We start from the raw sequence: 14,073 nt of genomic DNA, 5'->3' as shown, positions 1-14,073 counted from the left end.
GCAATGGCATTCGCTATTCAGCATAAGGGCGAAATCATCACCGAGCTCGAGGAGGGCGAGGAATGGCTGGTGGTGGGCGCAATGATCATGGTCGCAAAGCCGAAGGATCCGGCACACAGCCGCGAAATCCCGGTTCCTGACGGCGACATTGAGGGTCTCGTTGAGGTCTGGGTAGGCGGCGCCGTAGTCGACGCTGGACGCCATTCGCAGGCAATGGCAGGATGAGGGCGGCGGGGGCTATCCTTGGAGGATTGTCCCATGGCGCATGCCGGCAGCATCATCGACATCTATGACGACTATTACGCCGATGGAAAAGTAGCCGCAAAACGGGACATAGCTTCAAACCAGTCGGTCGGGCACATCGAAGCGGTCATTCAAGGCCAATTCTTCGACAGGATTCTTGACATCGGGGCGGGCGAAGGTGCGGTGCTGGATAAGCTGAACAGGAAGGGGCTCGGTAAGAAGCTTGGCGCCGTCGAGATTTCGAAGAGCGGCGTCGAGGCCATCAAGGCAAGAAAAATCGCCAAACTGGACCGCATCGACGTATTCGACGGCTATCACATCCCTCATCCCGACAAGTCGTTCGATCTTGGGCTTGCCATTCACGTCGTCGAACACGTCGAGCACGAACGGATGTTTCTGAGGGAGGCGGCTCGGGTCTGCGAGAAGCTCTATATTGAAGTGCCTTTGGAGCATACGCGAGATCTCAGCAAGGCCATTCGGATGTCAGGGCCGTATGGGCATATCAACTTCTACACGACCCAAACGTTTGAAAACCTTCTCAAAACGTCTGGGCTAAAGGTCGAACGGCTAAAGGTTTTTGCGCACGACCTCGCTTATGAACAGCACCTGGCTGGCGAAAAAAAAGGATGGGTAAAACACAGACTGCGGACCGAATTTCTAAGGTTTGCACCCAAGACGGCGATGCGCAGCATGGCCTACATGGCCGGAGCTCTGTGCTCAAGTCGCTGATCTAGCAGCAGCGCCGCCGATTTGCTTTGCAGGATTACCGCCGACCATACTAAAGGGCGGCACGTCTTTCGTGACGACAGAGCCCGCACCAACGACCGATCCCTTGCCGATCGTTACGCCCTTGAGAATAATGACGTTGAAGCCGATAAAAACACTGTCTTCAATCTTCACTGGCGCAATGGTGATCTTTGACCAGTCCTTTTTTCCCTGATGCCAGTCGGCGACATCTTCCTTGCGGTCTTGCCAACCCGTCGCGTGTGAGTTGTGATCGACGACTGTGGTACCCCAACTAATGATCACGTCATCCCCGATTTCGATCTTCTCAGCCGCCACGAGGTGGCTCTTGCCGATATAGGATCTTTTTCCAACGGTGATCTTTGCATCGGCGCGATCGAAGGAAAAGACGCTGTTGATGATGCATTCTTCGCCGATCGCATGCTTGCCTCGCCGCAAACTGCGGACGCTCCGCAAACTTAGCTTCGTTGCGGGGCCGGAGTTGATGCCGGCTAGGCGGTAGAGGAATGGTGGAACGAATGGCATATCAGTTGCGGCCGAAGCGCGACTTTCGCACCCTCTCAGCGAAAAGCTGCGATCGCTCGAAGAAATGCTTCCAATGTTGGTGTTCAGATACCCCTTCGAAGAATGCCCGCGCCGCGTCTTCGAGGTCCGAATCAATAATTGCACGTGGGATCGGTGGCTCGTCGGCTAACTGAGCCGACAACCGAAATCGGCTGTTCGCAATAGACAGGTCAGCCTCCATCATCCATGCGTCTCTTTACGGCCTAGCTATTGCGACAAGCGGCGGCGGTTTGCAAGCTTGCGAGACGACCGCGTCCGCCAATATAGACGCCGTGAAAATCGCCGAAAGACGTCAGAAGAATCGGGAGCCGCGAGGGCACACCAACATGGCACTGCAACTCGACCAGAAATCCTGGGGGGAGAGGTTTCGGCTAGGGTTTATCGCTGACGCGGACCCAGACCCACCGCGGCAGAGCCGCTACCGTCTGCTGTCCTGCGGCTTCTGATGAGGTTCCTGGCTTTTCGACCACCAGACAAAATACAGCGAGCCCATCTTCATCACAGGCACGCGGCGGTCGCGTTCCCTGGCCCGCAACTCACGATAGGTCTTCAGCTTCAGAGTGCCGCCCGGCAACCTGATACGCACTGCCATCGGTCCAACTCCCGTTGTGCAACGCAGCAATTTTCGTGCAATGCGGTAAGTAGAGACCTTCCGTTACGGAAGAGTCAACAGCAGGATCATCAACTTATTTTGCGAGCTGGCCGGCGGAGGCTTCGCGGCGGGCAGGGCCGGCCGAAGGAGCTTCATCCTGGCGACTGATCATCAATCAGGCGCTGGCGGTTCGACCACCAGGTGAAATAGATCCGGCCGATCTTGACGACGGGTATGCGGCGGGCGCGTTCGCGGTCGCGCAATTCGCGGTACACCTTCACCTTCAGTGTGCCGCCAGGCATCCTGATACGCACCGCCATCGATTCCGCCACCCCATTGTGCAATGCAGCATCAGAGACCTTCCGCTGCGGAAGAGTCAATGCCTGCCCGCTGACTATTTCTGGGACTAGTCGAGCGGTCTTGAGGTTTGGGCGCGCGCGGCCGTTCCCGATCCCGCACGGAGGCGTCATTGCTCAGTCGGCATCGTCTGGTGCGCGGGCTATTTCCTGGGCGAGGATTTTCGGGGCGAGGATGGGCGATCGGACACGCCGCTCGGCCACCAGATGACGAAGTAATTGCCGACCTGCCAAACCGGCACCTCGCGATTCTGCTCGCGGCGCCGCAGCTCGTCCCTTTTCTTGATCTTCAAAGTCCCGCCTGGAAGCCTGATTCTTATCGTCACGTGTCCTCCCGTACCCGCTACAGGTACGAACGATAGACGGGAACAGTTTCATCCCGGCTAAGCAATTTCATCCAGGTCGAGCAATTTCGGGCGCGGTAGACGCAGGAACCGGGACCGGAGCGAGATCGCCGGAACCGGCTTCATTTGAAGAAATCCGCAATGCCGTTGATGGCCAGCACCGCATAGACGATCGGTCCGGCGATAAACGCACAATAGAGACAGAGGATCGCCGCCAGCACCAGCAGCAACGGCTTGTCGCGAGCGACGGCGCGGAGCTCGGACTTCACCGTCCAGCGCGCCGCAGCGGTTTGTTCATCATCAGACATGTGCACCATCCCGCGCCCATTTCACACGGCAGGTCGAAAACATCAACCTTCCTTGCCACGGCAACATCGGCACGGGCTGCCGCGCAATTCTGCTTTGCCGCCACGCATCTGCTTTTTCAACCTCAAAACCTTGCCCGCGAGGGCGGAAAGGACTGCCCATGGACATGACGTTCAGGGGCGCCGCCAGGCGCCTCGATGATATAGACTTGCCGAAACTCGGTGCCCGGATCGGCGTCGGCGAGGACGAGATGCACGCGTTCCTCGATGTTGAAACCAGCGGGCACGGCTTCGACGCCGTTGGCCGGCCGGTCATCCTGTTTGAACCGCACGTCTTCTACCGCAACCTGTCGGGTGCCAAGCGGGCACAAGCGGTAGCCGCCGGCCTCGCTTATCCGAAGTGGGGCGAGAAGCCCTATCCCAGGGACAGCTACCCACGGCTCAGGGCAGCTTGTGCGATCGACGAAACCGCGGCGCTCAAATCGGCCTCATGGGGCTTGGGCCAGGTCCTCGGCGAGAACTTCAAGGCCGCCGGCTTTCTTACCGTGCAGGCGATGGCCGAGGCGATGATGGCGGACGAGGCGCTGCAGCTCGGCGCGTCGATCGATTTCATCGTCGAGAAACGGCTCGACGACAATCTTCGCAATCATGACTGGTCGGGATTCGCCAAGGGCTACAACGGCGCCGGCTATCGCAAGAACTCCTACGATACCAGGCTTGCCGAGGCCTATCGCAAATGGTCGCGCATCAAGGACACGCCCTGGCCGTCTGCCGGTCCGGTGTCATCGGCGGTCGTCCCCGCAGTCCCGCCAGAGCTCGCTAAGCCAATTGCCGTTCCGCAAGCGACCGCTGCGCCCGCGTCCTCTGCACCTCCCGTGCCTGCCGCCAGGCCCGGCCTCTGGGCAGCGCTGATCGCCGCCATCCTCAAACTATCAGCCATCCTCAAACTGTCTGGAAGGAAATGACATGTGGACCCGGATCAAGAGCTTTTTCCGCGACAGCGAGACAATATTCTGGGCGCGGCTTCAGGCGGCCCTCGGCGTCATCACGACCATCATCACCTATATCGACCCGCAGGTGCTTTCGCCGGTCATTCCGGGGGAATGGTTCCCCTGGTTTCTTGTGATCAACGGCGTTTTGACCGAGTTCCTGCGCCGCCGCCGCGCGGAGGATTTGTGATGGCCGCGCTCCTCGCCATTCTCAGCGCCATCCTCGGCAACAAGGTCGTCATGACGGTATTGGCCGCCGTGGCCGGCGGCATCGGCCTTTATGTTGCCGGCGGCATCAACCGGGCGAAGAAGGAGGCGGTCAAACAGGCCGAGGTAAAAGTCGCGGCCGCCGAAGACCGCCTGGAAATGAGGCGCGAGGCCGCCGCCGAAGAGCGCAAGGCCGCCGGCATGGCCGATGCGGCAGCAAGAGCGGAGGCTGCGAAATGGGCAAAGCGCTGATCCTCTGCGTGGTGCTCGCCGGCTGCGCGACAACCGCACCGGCCGGCAATCCGCGCCAGGTCTGGTGCGACCACAACCAGCCGCGCCGGCCATCGGCGGCCGTGATCGCCGCCATGACCCGGCCCGAGCTCGACGAGATGAACGCCTTCAACGGGCAGGGTGCCAGATGGTGCGGGTGGACGCCATGATGCACGAATTGCTCGACGTCCTGGGCATCAAGGCGCCGGTGTTGGTCGCCGGCCTGTCCGGCGGCATTTTGCGGGCCTTGTCGCGTCATCGCTACAAGGTCCGCGAAATGGTGGCCTCGCCGATCTGCGGCGCGCTGGCGGCGGCCTATCTGACGCTGCCGGTCGTGCATTATTTCCGCGTCGCCGGCCTGCCCATTCCTTCTCCGGACGACGACACCACGACGCTGGCCGCGGCGTTCCTAATCGGCGTCTCGGCCATGTGGATTTCGGACATCGTCTTCGAAATGATCGTGCGCCGGTTCGGGCCGGTGAAGGAGGAATAAGCCGCCCAAGCCCGACGAAATAGTGACGTTCGGTTGGAGCCCGCCGCGCCGCAAGGTGCGGCGGGCTTTTTGCATTTTCCCTCGCATTCTGTACGATCTTTCTTTCGCGACAGGGCGGCTCGATCCGGCGCTGCCCGAGCAAGATGCGCGTTATGGGAGATGGTGTCATGCTTGCCAAGGTCCTGACACAAGCGGCGGTCCTGACAGCCGGGGCGCTTCTGTTTGCCGCGACGGCCCACGCCCGGCCGGACAGCCGCGCGATGACGTGCGAACAGACACAGCTTCTGATCCAGAGGCACCGCTCTGTGGTGCTCACCACCGGCCAGAACACCTACGACCGTTACGTCCGCCAATTCGGCAATGAATGCGACTGGCCGCAGGTGCCGCGCGCCGCTTATATCAAGACGCGTGACGGTCAATGTCCGGTCTATCGCTGCCAGGATCCGGTCTTCGACCTCCCGGACTGAAAGCAAGGGTTTTTCATCCGGCCGCCGATGCAGAATGCGGAAGGCGGTGGCTCATTCCTCGTCGAAAGGACCACCTTCCCGTTCGAGATCGCGCGAAATGACGCGTTCATCGGTGTCGTCCGGCAAGGCCTCGTCGCTTTCCTGGTAAGCGTTATCGTCGTCCTCCTCCGGCAGTTCGCCGCTTTTCTCGACGTCATAGCGAATATCGCCGTTTTGCGGCACGCCGTCAGGGAGGATTCTCCCGCTCCGGATGGCGTCCCAGTCCTGCTGCTGGATCGTCGGGCTCTCCGTCTCGTCGTCGGTTCGTTCTTTCCTGCGCGGTTTCATCGCGGTTCTCCATAATGTCAGGGGCCCTGAATTGGCTCAGTGGTTGAACTCATAAGTCTGGCGGCCGGTTCCGGGCCGCTGCGGTCCGGGCGCATTGCCGCACGACGGAACCAATCGCGCCTGCCCGCCTTCACATTCAGAAGATACTGGCGCGAAAGGAGCTCGACATGAGACCGCTCATTTTCTTGCCGTATATGCTAGGTGCGCTGCTGCTGGCGGTGCCGGCGGCCGCGCAGCCGGGCGAACAGGCGCAATCCGACCGCTGCAAAGTCGAGCTGCCCGACAAGAACAGCGAGCAGCAGAAGCCGGCCGGCAACAATTTGTCCGATACGCTCGAGCCATGCGGTGGGGTGCTGAAGCCCCCGCCAACGGGCGATCAGCGCATGGCGGCGCCACCGCCGGATGAGGGCAAGACCCCGGTGATCAAGCCCGGCGAGGTGCCGCCACAGCCGCCAAAGCAGTAGCAGCGACGAGCGGCAACTTCGCGCCGCTTGCGCCGGCAGGTTTGTTGCACTCGCTTAGGAACATTAGCTTGTCCTAAATGTTATTTCAGACGCAGTAGATATCACCCCCCTCCGGTATCGCTGCTGATCGGGAAACCGATCGGCCCGCGTCTTGCGACGCGGGCCACCGCAGTTCATTCGCAGTCCATTCGCCGCATCGCGCGGGCACTTCACCGGTGTTCGATTAGCCGCCACTTACGGAACAACAAGGTGGCGTGGGCGTTTGCCTAGAGGGTTCGCCGCTTCGACCGGAATGCCGCGTCGCAATTGTAAGGGCGAGGCCCGTAACAACAGGAGTAGACGATGAAAATCCACCTTGTTCCTGCTGCGGCGGGATTGGCGTTGCTTGCCGGCGTCGGCGTGGCCACCGCGGACCAGGTGATTGTCACGCCCGAACAGCAGACGGTCATCCGCGAATACGTCCACAAGCACCCGCTTGCGTCGATCAGTCTTCTGGGGGTGGAGCTCAATATCGGTTCCACGTTGCCCGATACGGTCGAGCTGCAACCGATCGATGTTCCAGACGTGCGGTACAGATACGTCGTCGTCGGCAATCGCACCGTGCTCGTCGACCCAGGCACCCGCAAGATAGTGCAGGTCATCGAGTGATCGGCGTTGCCAAACCGCGAACCGGGTTTGGAAAGGTCACGGTCTAATAACCAAATCAGAGCTCCATCCCGCGCGATCGGGATGGAGCCGCTGTCGTCTCGAAACAAGGAAAGGAGCCATTCCCATGCTGCCGCATGTCGAGCCGGTCAACGTGGCCGCCGCCGTCGACAAACTGCTTGCTGAACGAGGCGATGGCCTGCTGTCGATGAAGGCGGCGATAGCACTGTTGCGCGAACGCACCGGAACCGAGCGCTCGGACGCCGACCTTGAAGGGCTGATCATCAAGAAGGCGGCGCTCCTTGGCGTCGCTGTCCTGTGTGACAGAGAGGCTCAATGACGGTGTTGCCTGCGCCTCAAGACGCGGGTCGAAATTTCAGCTAGAACAGCGTTGCTTACGCATGAACCGAGCCGACGGAGGTATCAGTGACGGACAGGCAGGAACGGATTCGCCAGCGGGCACACGCGATCTGGGAACAGGCAGGCAGGCCCGATGGGGCGCATCAGCAGCATTGGGATCAGGCTACCACAGAAATCGACACGGAAATCGCCGCGAAAGAGAAGACCGCCAGCCGGCCGAAGCCGAAAGCACGCCAGCCTAAGCCGGCGCCCGTCACCAAGGACGGAAGCAAACCCAAGGCGCGACCACGCAAAGCGTGAACGAGCGGATTTAGGCAGACTTGGATTGAACGCGTCCAAACGGCAGAATTCAGATCCATTATAGGCTACCGCCTTGTCCGGATCGGTCCGGTCACGGCGGAACTGCCCTGCCCAGGCAATGGCAACAGCCATTCCTGCTGCCAGTGCAGAGCTCATATTCAGGCGCGAGATTCGTCGGCGCCAAGCCCGCCATCCCAATGGCGGGCTACTTACCGCCTTGCACGTGGCGGCAGCAGGGCGGGGCTCACACGAGCACGCGCCTCAGTGTGTTTGACGGCCAGGATCCGGCGAAGCGGACGCTCCGTCTTCCAAGGCGTCCCAGCCCACGGCGGGGCTTCTTTGCATCAGCTGAGGGCACGCAAACTCCGCCAGATCGGTTTCCGCGAAGCCGTCGAACTCGATAGCCGCCCCGTAGAGCTGGGCTGCTTGCATGACGAGCCATTCGATGTCTTCGCGCGCAACATTCTCGGCGAGGTTCTGCAGTCGCGCGGCTTCGGCGACAGCAGTCAGATTGATGGCAATCCCGGACCGCAATGTAGCCCGAACTCGGGAACTGACGTCTTCGTGCAGGCGAACCGAAAATCCGTAGCGCATGGAAAACCTTCCCTTCAGGAGCGGTTTATCCCTCGCTTTCACCATGCGCCCAGAGTCGGCGATTGACAAGCGAAAATCTTGAAAAATCATTTAGTATCAAATAGTTAGTGTATTTTGTCGATTGTGCGGTTGATGCTTGATCCGCTTCATTGGATTTCTGCACGGATCACGCATCTGGAGATCTTGACGTACTCTGCCAACATACCTAACTCTGCGAAGAATTAGGAACATGCTAACTCAGCTAGTTTTAGCCTGGTATGACTGGAGGCCGAGATGTCCGAACTGGAACGCCCGGAACGATTGCAGATCATGCTGACCGCCGATGAACTGGCGGCGTTGGAGAACTGGCGCTTCGACAAGCGCATGCCGAGCCGGTCGGCCGCGGTACGGGAACTTTTGAGGCGAGGCCTCACAGCCGATGGTTTCCTGACGGCGGCGCATGGGACCAAGTCGCGCGACTTCGGCATCCTGCCGCATTCTGCAGATGGCGACGGGGCAGTCGACGGGGTGCCCCAGAAGGAATAGCGTCGTTTCCGCGGCGATCGCCCGCTCTGCGACCGTGCTTCGCGACTCTCTTGCTTCGCGATGAGCTGTGAACGTCTGGCCCGCTGATCGCCGCGAAGTAGAAGAGATCCAAAGCTCTGTCTTGCCAGACGCTCCGCAATCAGGGAGTGCTCGATCGGCATAGTGTGGGCTCGGGAATTTGCCGATGACGCTGGAATTGACGGCCGGCGACCAGTCGATGCTGCATGGCGAGCAAGGCTCGGCAGCGGCTGCCGCCATGAAGATCCTGGTCGCTTTCGCGAAGGCGGTCGGCGCGCGCAAATTGCTGGACATTGCCGGTGCCCATATCGACGGCTGCCTTTATCACGGCCAGGCCAGCCTCGATTTCGTCGAAATGCTGATCGAGGGCGGCGGCCGCGTTCGGGTGCCGACGACGCTGAACGTCGGTTCGTTCGACCTCATCCATCCCGGATTGGTGAAGATGCCGGTGTCGCAAGAAACGCCGGCGCGACGCCTGATGAAGGCGCATCTGGAACTCGGCTGCCAGGCGACCTTCACCTGCGCACCCTATCAGACCCGGTTCCGGCCAAGGTTCGGCGAGCAGATCGCCTGGGGTGAGTCCAACGCCATCGTCTTTGCCAATTCGGTGATCGGGGCGCGGACCAACCGCTATGGCGATTTTATCGATTTGTGCTGCGCAATGACCGGGCGCGCGCCGGCATGGGGGCTGCATCTGAGTGAAAATCGACGAGGCCAGGTCCTGTTCGAGCTGACTGACGCTGCTTTCGAGCCAAGCGACGCTCTGTTTGTCGGCGTCGGGCTGATCATCGGGCAAAGGGCTCGCGACCGCATCCCTGTCATATCGGGCCTGCCGCAGCCGCGCGACGAGGACCAATTGAAGGCGCTGGGGGCGGCGGCGGCAACGACGGGTGCCGTGGCGCTGTTTCATGCCGTCGGCATCACGCCGGAGGCGAAGACGCCGGATGAGGCGTTGCACGGCCTGGCGCCGGAGGAAAAAATCCGGATCTCTCGCGCTGACATCCACCATGCGCTGGCCAGGCTGTCGAGCGTCCCCGACGGCGTGCAGCTTGCAGCCGTGTCGTTAGGCACGCCGCATTTCTCCCATGAAGAGTGGATGCGCCTGTTGCCGCTGCTGCGCGAAGTCGGTCCAGGCAAGGGTGTCCCAATCTATGTCAACACAGGGCGCGCGACGCTGACGCGGCTGCAGGACGAAGGCGCACTGGCCGGCATGGAAGCCTTCGGCCTCGTTCCGGTCACCGACACCTGCATCTATGTCACGTCGATCCTCGAGCGTCTCGATGGCGTGGTGATGACCAATTCGGGCAAATGGGCGCATTACGCACCTGGCAATATCGGTGTCTCGGTGGCCTTCGGTGACATGGAAGACTGCGTCCGCTCGGCTGCGGCCGGCCGCGTCGTGCGAGGCGCGCCATGAAGACGCCGGCCAGAACCGGTACATTCCACCTTTCCGGCTCGGCACAAGGCCCAGCGCTGGTGCTTTCGCAGGCGCTCAGCTTCTGGGGCGGGATCGACGTCGAAACGGGCGACATCATCGACCATTCGCATCCGGACCTGGGCGGCAATATCGCCGGCAAGATCCTGGTGATGCCGAGCGGGCGAGGGTCGTCGTCCTCGTCTTCGGTTCTAGCCGAAGCGATCCGCAGAGGCACGGCGCCGGCCGGCATTATCCTGGAGCGGCCGGACCCGATCCTTGCCGTCGGCGCCATCGTTGCCGAATTCCTCTACGAAATCAGCATGCCGCTGGTTGTCTGCGACATGTCAGGCATTGTCTCCGGCGACCGGATCGCAATCGGTCTGGGCGAAGATGCGCAAGCGATGGTGAGCAAGCTCTAGCCGGCCATCAGTCCCGCCGCGCCCCGCCGCCAGTAGGCTGCCGCCAGTGTTTCGTTGCGGCCGAGCGCCAGCGTGCCGCGCCAGTGTTCGCGCACCGTCGTGGCGGCTGCCGCTTCGGCCGCGAACCAGCCGAATGCCGAACCGGTCGGCCATGCGAGCAACCTTACCCACAGGAGCGAAATGGCATGGTCGGCAGTGATAGCGGGCGCGGGCACATGCGCTGGTTTCGATCGGGCAGCATGACGGTTATGCTGCCGATGGCGTGTCTGTCCTTGCGCCGTCTTGCGGGTTCAAGGCACTGGCCGCCGAGACGGTCGTCGCCGGCGGCGGAGACGAAGGCGCTGTTCGTATTGGGCGGCGCATCTATGATCGGCTTCGGCCCTTCTTTCAGATCTCCGGGATGCTTTCCCTGAAGATCACTTGCAGCCGTGGCTGGTGCAGTTCGTAAGGCAAGCCCCTGACCGCATGGGTCAAGGTGTTGAGCGCTTCGCGGGCTTCGACGCGCGGGTTCTGGTCGATGACCGCGTCGAGCGTGCCGTCGAGCAAGAGCTCCTTGGTGCCCTCCGTTACCTCATGGCCGAGAAAGACCGTTGACAGTGCACGCCCGCGTTCCCTTAGCGCGCGGGCGATGCCGGTGTTGCCGGCGCCGACATTGTAGATGGCGGCTAGGTCCGGGTGCCGGTCCAGCAGGGCGGAGGCCTCCGAATAGGCCTTCTCCCGGTCGTCGAGCATCTCGCGCATCTCGACGATCTGCAGATTGGGCGATTCTTCCGCCAGTATGTGGCGGAAGCCCATCTCGCGCTCCTCGTGGCCGCGGTAGGAGAGCGAACCGGCGAACAGCGCGACCTTGCCCGGACGCCCGGCACCCATGAAGCGGTTGAGAAGGTAGCCGGCGAGCCGGCCGGCGGCGCGGTTGTCGATGCCGATATAGGCAACCCGCGGCACATGCAGGATGTCGGAAGCGATGGTGACGACCCTGACGCCGCTGGCCGAAAGCGAGCGGATCGCCTCGCGGACCGTCGGATGGTCGAGCGCGATCACACCGACGCCTTGCGTCTGCCCGTGCAGTTCCTGCAGCAGACGCGCAAGCCGGTCCGGATTGAAGCCTTCGATGGTAGCGACGCGGACGTCGAGGTCCGGCCGCGCCTGCGCCTGCGCCTCGATCTGGCGGTGCAGCATCTTGATGAAGGAATTGGTGCCGGCGGGCAGGGCGAAATCCAGCCGTATGACCTCGCCAGTAACCGCGTTGCGCTGGTTCGGATTGTTCGAATTTTCAGCGATATAGCCAAGCCGCTGTGCCGTTTCGAGCACGACCTCGCGGGTGCGCGCCCGAACCCCGGCGCGGTTGTTGAGCACACGGTCGACCGTGGCGGCCGAAACGCCGGCCTCCCGGGCTATGTCTGTCAGGGTGGACCGCACTGTCGATCACCTCATTCCAAAACGCGCCAGGGGCGCATCGAGATCACGCATTTCATGGGTCCACCGTCGGAGAGCGGCTTCATCGCCGTCCGCGATTCTGATGGGAAATGATGTAACCGGCCTTGGCCGATGCGCAAGCCGCCGCGCTACACCAAAATGCCCAAGCAGACCAAAGCGGGGAGGTGGGCAGCCGGGCTCCCTCAAATTCAAGCACCGGCTTCAGTATGAGAGCCTTTACAAACGCCATTCTTCCCCTCCCATGAGATGTTATGAGGTGTATTGATTATTTATGATGTTGACAGCCTTCGTATAGTGCCGTCAATATCCATCATAAGGGCCGTGGAGGAACAAGGCCCTGAGGGAGGAGTTCCAATGTCGAATTTGATCCGCGTGTCGCGGCGCCGTTTGCTGGCGTCCGGTGGAAAGGCGGCAGTCCTTGTTGCCGCCGCAGGTATTGCACCGAAATTCATTCGCCCAAGCCGTGCCTATGCGGCCGATGCCCTGGCGCCCGGCATGATCGGTGGCCCGACGGGCTTCGACGGCTCGGAGCGCTACCAGTATGGCGCCGACACGCCCGAGGGCCGCGCCATCGAGGCGGCCAAGGCGATGAAGGGCGCCGGCAAGGCGCCGGCCAAGATCGTACTTGGCCTGTCCGACGGCTCGATCGGCCAGTTGACCCAGCCGTTTCCGGCCGGCGCGCCGTCGATCAAGGATCTCTGGGAGAAGGAAACCGGCATTCCGTTGGAAATCGTCGGTGTGCCAAACGGCCAGGAATTCACCAAGACGATGCAGGACATCTCCACCAAGGGTGGGGCATATGACATCTACGCGGTCGAATGGAACCGCCTTGGCGACCTCGCCGAAACCGGCGGCATCCTCAAGCTCGACGACTTCGTCGCGCAATACAAGCCGGAATGGGACGATCCCGAGCGCGGCTATGTCGACGGCGCCAAGGGCGTCTCGCTGCTCAACCAGTATCGCGGCTCGACCTACGGCGTGTCGCTGGATGGCGACTTCCAGACATGGGTCTACCGTACCGATCTGTTCGGCGACGCAAACGAGAAGAAGGCCTTCTCCGACAAATACGGCTATGAACTGGCGGCGCCGAAGACCTGGAAGCAGCATGACGAGATCGCGGCCTTCTTCCAGCGCCCGGACAAGGGCCTGTTCGGCTCGACCGATCTGCGCAACCAGGGCTGGGGCTACACCAACTGGTATCAGCGTTATGTCTCAATGGCTTCGCCCAATCAGTTCTTGTTCGACGATACCGGCAAGCCGCTGATCAATTCTGAGCAAGGTATCGCGGCGACCAGCGAGTACATCGCTTCGCTTTCGCACCATTCGCCGGACGCGATCTCCTGGGGCTGGCCGGAGCAGTACGGCAATTTCGCCAAGGGCGGTGCGGCCATGACCTGCGCCTTCTCCAATCTGCCGAAATTCCTCGACAATGCCGGCAACAAGGATTCAGCTGTCACCGGCAAGATCGGCTCGATGCTGCCGCCCGGCCGCGAAATCGACGGCAAGCTGGTCAGCCGGTCGGTGCTGTGGCTCAATCTGTCGGCGTCGGTGTCCTCGCAAGCCAAGAATCCGGAGGCCTGCTACCTGTTCCTGCAGTGGCTGGGCTCAAGCCGCATCTACGCCTGGATGACTGCCAATCCGGGCGGCTACTTCGATCCGTTCCGGCTATCGGATTTCTCGGATCCGCTGGTTCGCCAGACCTATCACGCCTACCACATGGACGTGGTGCGAGAGACGGTCGCCCGCACCGTGCCCACCATCAACTATCCCGGCGCCACCGCCTTCCACAACGCGCTGGACGAGAACCTCGTCGCCGCGCTGACCAAGGCCAAGACAGCCGAGCAGGCGATGGCCGACACCGAGGCCGAGTGGAAGAAGATTGCCCGCCGCACCGGCGAGGAGAAGCTTCTCGAAGCCATCAAGACCAACAAGGAGGCCTGGCCGACCGTCCTCGATCCGATCGCCTGATCGTCGCAGGATCTTACCAAGAAGG

Annotated in this window: 25 protein-coding genes; 16 read left to right on the top strand and 9 right to left on the bottom strand. The window is 61.7% G+C overall.

The features are described 5' to 3' along the window. Window positions 1–3 precede the first annotated feature (3 nt). Both NKI47_RS26780 and NKI47_RS26775 read left to right on the top strand, forming a co-directional pair. Entirely contained in the window at window positions 4–225 is a 222-nt protein-coding gene (locus NKI47_RS26780) for a hypothetical protein (RefSeq protein WP_352579390.1), read from the top strand. A 33-nt stretch (window positions 226–258) separates the two neighbouring features. Next, window positions 259–972, top strand: a complete 714-nt coding sequence (locus NKI47_RS26775) for a class I SAM-dependent methyltransferase (RefSeq protein ID WP_352594178.1) — start codon at window positions 259–261, stop codon at window positions 970–972. Here NKI47_RS26775 and NKI47_RS26770 read toward each other — a convergent pair. From NKI47_RS26770 to NKI47_RS26750, 5 genes are all read right to left on the bottom strand, one after another. Beyond that, window positions 961–1,512 carry an acyltransferase gene (locus NKI47_RS26770; RefSeq protein WP_352579389.1) on the bottom strand — a complete coding sequence of 184 codons (552 nt, stop codon included), beginning with the start codon at window positions 1,510–1,512 and terminating at the stop codon, window positions 961–963. The two genes, NKI47_RS26775 and NKI47_RS26770, sit on opposite strands and share 12 nt — an antisense overlap. 1 nt (window position 1,513) lies before the next feature. Then, on the bottom strand, window positions 1,514–1,735 hold the full coding sequence (locus NKI47_RS26765; RefSeq protein ID WP_352579388.1) for a hypothetical protein: 222 nt from the start codon (window positions 1,733–1,735) through the stop codon (window positions 1,514–1,516). A 234-nt stretch (window positions 1,736–1,969) separates the two neighbouring features. Then, window positions 1,970–2,143 (bottom strand): hypothetical protein, encoded by a 174-nt coding sequence (locus NKI47_RS26760; RefSeq protein ID WP_352594177.1) that lies wholly within the window; start codon window positions 2,141–2,143, stop codon window positions 1,970–1,972. Window positions 2,144–2,295: 152 nt separating this feature from the next. After that, the gene (locus tag NKI47_RS26755; RefSeq protein WP_023675755.1) at window positions 2,296–2,463 is read right to left on the bottom strand and encodes a hypothetical protein; all 168 of its coding nucleotides are present in this window, start codon (window positions 2,461–2,463) and stop codon (window positions 2,296–2,298) included. 502 nt (window positions 2,464–2,965) lie between these two features. After that, window positions 2,966–3,151, bottom strand: coding sequence for a hypothetical protein (locus NKI47_RS26750; protein ID WP_352458142.1), 186 nt, complete (start codon window positions 3,149–3,151; stop codon window positions 2,966–2,968). A 158-nt stretch (window positions 3,152–3,309) separates the two neighbouring features. Here NKI47_RS26750 and NKI47_RS26745 point away from each other — a divergent pair, with 158 nt between their 5' ends. From NKI47_RS26745 to NKI47_RS26720, 6 genes are all read left to right on the top strand, one after another. Further along, window positions 3,310–4,113 (top strand): N-acetylmuramidase family protein, encoded by an 804-nt coding sequence (locus NKI47_RS26745; RefSeq protein ID WP_352594176.1) that lies wholly within the window; start codon window positions 3,310–3,312, stop codon window positions 4,111–4,113. Between the two features lies 1 nt (window position 4,114). Further along, window positions 4,115–4,327, top strand: a complete 213-nt coding sequence (locus tag NKI47_RS26740) for a hypothetical protein (protein WP_352594175.1) — start codon at window positions 4,115–4,117, stop codon at window positions 4,325–4,327. Continuing rightward, on the top strand, window positions 4,327–4,596 hold the full coding sequence (locus NKI47_RS26735; protein WP_352594174.1) for a hypothetical protein: 270 nt from the start codon (window positions 4,327–4,329) through the stop codon (window positions 4,594–4,596). The genes NKI47_RS26740 and NKI47_RS26735 overlap by 1 nt, the downstream gene beginning before the upstream one ends. Further along, complete coding sequence (locus tag NKI47_RS26730) at window positions 4,581–4,784, top strand: hypothetical protein (protein WP_352541123.1); 204 nt, start codon at window positions 4,581–4,583, stop codon at window positions 4,782–4,784. The genes NKI47_RS26735 and NKI47_RS26730 overlap by 16 nt, the downstream gene beginning before the upstream one ends. Further along, window positions 4,784–5,107 (top strand): hypothetical protein, encoded by a 324-nt coding sequence (locus NKI47_RS26725; RefSeq protein ID WP_352594208.1) that lies wholly within the window; start codon window positions 4,784–4,786, stop codon window positions 5,105–5,107. Before NKI47_RS26730 ends, NKI47_RS26725 begins: the two co-directional genes overlap by 1 nt. Window positions 5,108–5,274: 167 nt before the next feature. Beyond that, on the top strand, window positions 5,275–5,574 hold the full coding sequence (locus NKI47_RS26720; RefSeq protein WP_023675763.1) for a hypothetical protein: 300 nt from the start codon (window positions 5,275–5,277) through the stop codon (window positions 5,572–5,574). Window positions 5,575–5,625: 51 nt separating this feature from the next. Here NKI47_RS26720 and NKI47_RS26715 read toward each other — a convergent pair whose 3' ends face one another. Then, on the bottom strand, window positions 5,626–5,901 hold the full coding sequence (locus NKI47_RS26715) for a hypothetical protein (protein WP_352594173.1): 276 nt from the start codon (window positions 5,899–5,901) through the stop codon (window positions 5,626–5,628). A 167-nt stretch (window positions 5,902–6,068) separates the two neighbouring features. Here NKI47_RS26715 and NKI47_RS26710 point away from each other — a divergent pair, with 167 nt between their 5' ends. From NKI47_RS26710 to NKI47_RS26695, 4 genes are all read left to right on the top strand, one after another. Continuing rightward, window positions 6,069–6,365: a hypothetical protein gene (locus NKI47_RS26710; protein ID WP_352594172.1), complete on the top strand. Its 297-nt coding sequence runs from the start codon at window positions 6,069–6,071 to the stop codon at window positions 6,363–6,365. A 342-nt stretch (window positions 6,366–6,707) separates the two neighbouring features. Beyond that, window positions 6,708–7,013: a DUF1236 domain-containing protein gene (locus NKI47_RS26705; protein ID WP_023675766.1), complete on the top strand. Its 306-nt coding sequence runs from the start codon at window positions 6,708–6,710 to the stop codon at window positions 7,011–7,013. 124 nt (window positions 7,014–7,137) lie between these two features. Next, entirely contained in the window at window positions 7,138–7,350 is a 213-nt protein-coding gene (locus tag NKI47_RS26700) for a hypothetical protein (RefSeq protein WP_352594171.1), read from the top strand. Between the two features lie 86 nt (window positions 7,351–7,436). Continuing rightward, entirely contained in the window at window positions 7,437–7,670 is a 234-nt protein-coding gene (locus tag NKI47_RS26695) for a DUF2934 domain-containing protein (RefSeq protein WP_352594170.1), read from the top strand. Between the two features lie 261 nt (window positions 7,671–7,931). Here the strand turns inward: NKI47_RS26695 and NKI47_RS26690 are convergent, their stop codons facing one another. After that, the gene (locus tag NKI47_RS26690; RefSeq protein WP_023675769.1) at window positions 7,932–8,264 is read right to left on the bottom strand and encodes a hypothetical protein; all 333 of its coding nucleotides are present in this window, start codon (window positions 8,262–8,264) and stop codon (window positions 7,932–7,934) included. A gap of 273 nt (window positions 8,265–8,537) precedes the next feature. Here NKI47_RS26690 and NKI47_RS26685 point away from each other — a divergent pair, with 273 nt between their 5' ends. The 3 genes from NKI47_RS26685 to NKI47_RS26675 all read left to right on the top strand — a co-directional run bounded on the left by NKI47_RS26685 (window position 8,538) and on the right by NKI47_RS26675 (window position 10,643). Beyond that, window positions 8,538–8,789: a hypothetical protein gene (locus NKI47_RS26685; RefSeq protein ID WP_023675770.1), complete on the top strand. Its 252-nt coding sequence runs from the start codon at window positions 8,538–8,540 to the stop codon at window positions 8,787–8,789. 184 nt (window positions 8,790–8,973) lie between these two features. Further along, on the top strand, window positions 8,974–10,224 hold the full coding sequence (locus tag NKI47_RS26680) for an aconitase X (RefSeq protein WP_352594169.1): 1,251 nt from the start codon (window positions 8,974–8,976) through the stop codon (window positions 10,222–10,224). Continuing rightward, entirely contained in the window at window positions 10,221–10,643 is a 423-nt protein-coding gene (locus tag NKI47_RS26675) for an aconitase X swivel domain-containing protein (RefSeq protein ID WP_023675772.1), read from the top strand. The genes NKI47_RS26680 and NKI47_RS26675 overlap by 4 nt, the downstream gene beginning before the upstream one ends. Here the strand turns inward: NKI47_RS26675 and NKI47_RS26670 are convergent. Further along, window positions 10,640–10,858, bottom strand: a complete 219-nt coding sequence (locus NKI47_RS26670) for an SIP domain-containing protein (RefSeq protein WP_352458312.1) — start codon at window positions 10,856–10,858, stop codon at window positions 10,640–10,642. The two genes, NKI47_RS26675 and NKI47_RS26670, sit on opposite strands and share 4 nt — an antisense overlap. 172 nt (window positions 10,859–11,030) lie before the next feature. Further along, window positions 11,031–12,062, bottom strand: coding sequence for a LacI family DNA-binding transcriptional regulator (locus NKI47_RS26665; protein WP_352571254.1), 1,032 nt, complete (start codon window positions 12,060–12,062; stop codon window positions 11,031–11,033). 372 nt (window positions 12,063–12,434) lie between these two features. On the opposite strand from NKI47_RS26665, the gene NKI47_RS26660 reads away from it, so the two are divergent. After that, entirely contained in the window at window positions 12,435–14,048 is a 1,614-nt protein-coding gene (locus tag NKI47_RS26660) for an extracellular solute-binding protein (protein WP_352458310.1), read from the top strand. The last annotated feature ends 25 nt before the right edge of the window (window positions 14,049–14,073 follow it).

The organism is Mesorhizobium sp. M0633, assembly GCF_040320645.1.
GTDB lineage: Bacteria > Pseudomonadota > Alphaproteobacteria > Rhizobiales > Rhizobiaceae > Mesorhizobium.
The sequence above is the reverse complement of the archived record's forward strand: the minus strand, read 5'-3'. Positions and strand labels throughout refer to the sequence as shown.